General features: G+C 60.4%; 2 protein-coding genes. One reads left to right on the forward strand and one right to left on the reverse strand.

What is annotated here, in order from left to right; genetic code table 11:
- Positions 1-430 (forward strand): hypothetical protein (locus VL547_RS06035; RefSeq protein ID WP_325576274.1); only part of this gene is annotated, 430 nt, incomplete at its 5' end.
- On the opposite strand, the gene VL547_RS06040 is transcribed toward VL547_RS06035, so the two are convergent.
- Positions 406-3546 carry a glycoside hydrolase family 2 TIM barrel-domain containing protein gene (locus VL547_RS06040; RefSeq protein WP_325576276.1) on the reverse strand — a complete coding sequence of 1047 codons (3141 nt, stop codon included), beginning with the start codon at positions 3544-3546 and terminating at the stop codon, positions 406-408. The genes VL547_RS06035 and VL547_RS06040 overlap by 25 nt on opposite strands.
- Between the last annotated feature and the right edge of the window lie 156 nt (positions 3547-3702).

The following is a 3702-nucleotide window of genomic DNA, read 5'->3' on the forward strand; positions in this document are numbered from 1 at the left end:
CCACGACCTTTTTTGTATCCGCGGCGACCTGGCCGTAAGGGGCGTGAGGTACCCTGGCCGCTTCCTCTATGACGACGGCTACGAGCGGACCATCCTGCTCGACACCGCGCTGGTGGCGGAGACAGGCTATCCCCGCGACCAACCCATCCTCAAAAAGAGCGTCCTGCGCGATGGAAGGGGCCGAGAGGTGCCGGTTGTCGTCTTCAACAACGAGCGCCTCGATCTGAACGCCGTAAGCCTTTATAACATCCCCGCCCAGCTGCTCGCCGCCGCGAACCCCGCGCGCTTTAAGACGCACATCCTCGGCGCCGAGGTGCTGAAGCGGTTCAATACGCTGCTCGACTTCCAGCACGACGTCGTGTACCTGAAGCCTAACGGCCTCATGGACGCCGCCTACGCGGATGCTCAAAGCGGAGCCGGGTCCAAATAGATGCTGTATGTATACACGCCTTTTCGCCGCATGCGGTATGGGGAGTGTACCGGCAAACCCCAGCTGGTGTCTCCGCCCACGCCCATTTGCCAGCCGTCGATATTGACGGTAATAAACGGGCGGTGAGGGAGCCGGTCGTTGTGCGTGGCTGTTTCCAGGTCGTTTTCGGTGTAGGGCCACGCGCTGAAGCTGAAGGGCGCGCCCACTGAGGTTATCCGAAGGCCACCCACGACCGCCCAGCGGGTATCCGTACGGTTCGCGTTCTCCTGCGGCCGGACATACGGCGTAACGAAATCCGTAAGTTCGCTGGAGTATATTCCCACGAAAGATGCCGTTTTCCTGTCCCCGTAATTCTCCCAGGGACCGCGTCCATACCACCGTATCTGCGTGAGGCTATCCGGTATCGTACATGTCAGCCCGATCCGCGGCGGCTCGGGTGCATCCGGACCCAGCACGAGCCTGAAGTCGACCCGCAGCCGTCCGTCTGTCAGCAACACATAAGTTAAAGACAATGTCGCGTCCCGGACGGGCAATGTATAATCCGCGGTCAGCGACCTGCGCCCCGCGGCCAGACGGGCGACACGTCCACCGCTCGCCTCTATATCATCTGTGGATACACCGGCATGCCGCCATGCGCCCATCAGTTCGGGTACCTTCCACCCAAGGTCGTTATCCGTCGGGGCCCGCCAAAAATGCGGCGTGAGCCGACCGGCCAGGTACTCCCGGCCGTGGAACCGAAGCGACTCCAGCAAACCGGTTTGTGCATCGACCGAAGCCGCCGCGCCGCCAGCCGCCGCGCGCCATCCATCGCCGGCTTTACGCCAGCGTACGCCGCGCTCGTCCGAAGAAGGCCGGCCGACCGCAGGGAAGGCGATTTGTTCCCGCGCCACCGTAAAGCCGCTATCCGCCCAACGCGTGGGCGCGCGTAGGCGGAAAGAAATATTCAAGAAACGCTCGCCTCCGGGTAAAAGCCCGCCGGGCATCGCGACGTCGATCGAATCCCCCGGCGCCACCGCCAGCCTTCCCCAGCTACCCGACTGCACGGGAACACCGTCCACCAGGAGGCGCCATTCCACGTTGAACGTGTCCAGGTTGGTAAACGTATACCGGTTGTATATTCGCAGCCGATCGGCAGACACGCCGGACGCGCGCCCCCCGGTCCCGGCCACCCGCGCAACGCGCACATACTGCTGCACCTTTTGCGCCTCGTAATAGTGGGGATGCGGTACCCGCGCCGCCGAGACCAACCCCTTGAGGATGAACCGCCCGTCGTTCGGGTAGTCGCCAAAGTCTCCGCCGTACGCCAACGAATCGTGGCGATACAGCGCCTGGTCGCACCATTCCCATATAAAACCGCCCAGGAGCATCGGGAACTTATCAAATACGTCCCAATAATCCTGGAAGTTCCCCAGGCTGTTCCCATGCGCGTGCGCATACTCGTTAGCCAGGAAGGCCTTGCCGGAAGGGTAGGGACCATGCTGGTCGACGGTTCCGACTTCCCCGTGCTCCCCTTTGCGGACGGCCTTGCCGGCTACATGCTGGTAGAGCCATTCGATGGTGGGGTAGGTCTGGCTGTCGACGTCCGCCGCCAGGTTCATGTCGGCGTAGTGGATCGGTCGCAACGCGGGATCGGCCGCACGCGTCGCGGCACGCATGGCCAGGAAGGCATTCCCATACCCCGCCTCGTTCCCCAGGGACCAAAAGGCGACGCAGGGGAAACCCCGGTCCCGTATCACCGTCCGCCGCATCCGGTCGACGGACACCGGCTCCCATAAGGGGTTGTCCCCCGGAAGGATACGTTTGTGGTAACTGATACCGTGCGTTTCCAGGTTATTCTCATCCATGACGAGGAGCCCATACCGGTCGCAGAGCGCATACCAGCGCGGGTCGTTGGGGTAGTGCGAGGTCCGAACGAAATTGAAGTTCGCCTGCTTGATCAGCCGTATGTCCTCGACCATGCGTGCCAAGGTAGGCGTATAGCCCGTACCGGGATCGGCCTCGTGCCGGTTGACGCCTTTTATTTTAAAGGAGCGTCCATTTAAGAATAACTGTTTGTCACGGAGCTCTACCCTGCGGAATCCCAGGTCCACCCGTCTCGTCTCGATGACCGAATCGCCGGATACCAGCTCCACCAGGGCGTCGTACAGCAACGGACTTTCCATCGACCAAAGCGCCGGCCGCCGGAAAACGGCAAACGACGTCGTGTCTTCCTTGTTGAAACCGGTATCGGGTACGGGGACGGCCGCGGAGACCAAGCCATAGGAATAGCGCCCGTCCGGCCCACGCAAGCTCAATCGTACCTTGAGCGTCCCTCCCGAACCGACCGCGCGTATCGTATACATCAAACGAACCCGTGCCGACATCAAGCTGCTATCGAGCGAAGCATCCACGTACGCATCCCACAAGGTGCGATCCGGCGTATGATATAAGAACACATCCCTGAAAATGCCACTCAATCGCCACATATCCTGGTCCTCCAGGTACGACCCGTCCGAAAAACGATAGACCTCCACCGCGAGCAGGTTGTCCCCGGAATGCAGATATGGCGTAATATCGAATTCCGCTGGCAACCGCGAGTTTTCACTATACCCCACCGCCGTACCGTTTACCCAAACATAAAAAGCAGAGCTGACGCCGGCAAAGTGCAAGATGGTACGCCCGCGACCCCAGGACGCCGGGACCCGGAAGTACCGCCGGTAGGACCCTACCGGGTTACGCTCCGAAAATGAGGTATATGCCCGCGGAGGCGTCTCCATCACCAATGGCGGATCGACCTTGAAGGGATAGGTATAATTGGTATAGATCGGCGTCCCGTATCCCGACAACTCCCAGCAAGAGGGCACACGCAATGACCCAAAGCCGGATGTATCGAAGTCGGTCCGGAAAAAATCCAAAGGCCGCCGCGAGGGCTCCGGCGACCAGTGAAACCGCCAGGTCCCATCCAGCGAAACCACCCACGGTGAATGGTCATAGTCGCTGGCCCATCCGGAGGCCGTATCCGGGCATGGCCACGCCGTAAACCGCGCCGGCAACTTATTGACGCCAAAAATCAACGGGTCCTGCCAGTTTTGCCCAAAGGCCAGGACCGGGAACAGGAGGAGAAGCAATAATCGCATGTTCCCAATCTAAAAGCAAAGGATTAATAATCGAATAATTTGCCATTAACCTTGCAAAACCGTCTGGAACTCCCGTTTGAAATCCTCCCCATAGATATGCTTATACTCCCGCGTAAAGGAGGTGTACGCATTCTTGGCGAGCGAATGCTTGCCCAG

Source organism: Dinghuibacter sp. (assembly GCF_035492835.1).
GTDB lineage: Bacteria > Bacteroidota > Bacteroidia > Chitinophagales > Chitinophagaceae > Dinghuibacter.

Coding starts and splice junctions, on each gene's coding strand:
- VL547_RS06040 (WP_325576276.1), bottom strand. CDS start 3,546: ATGCGATTATTGCTTCTCCTCCTGTTCCCGGTCCTGGCCTTTGGGCAA.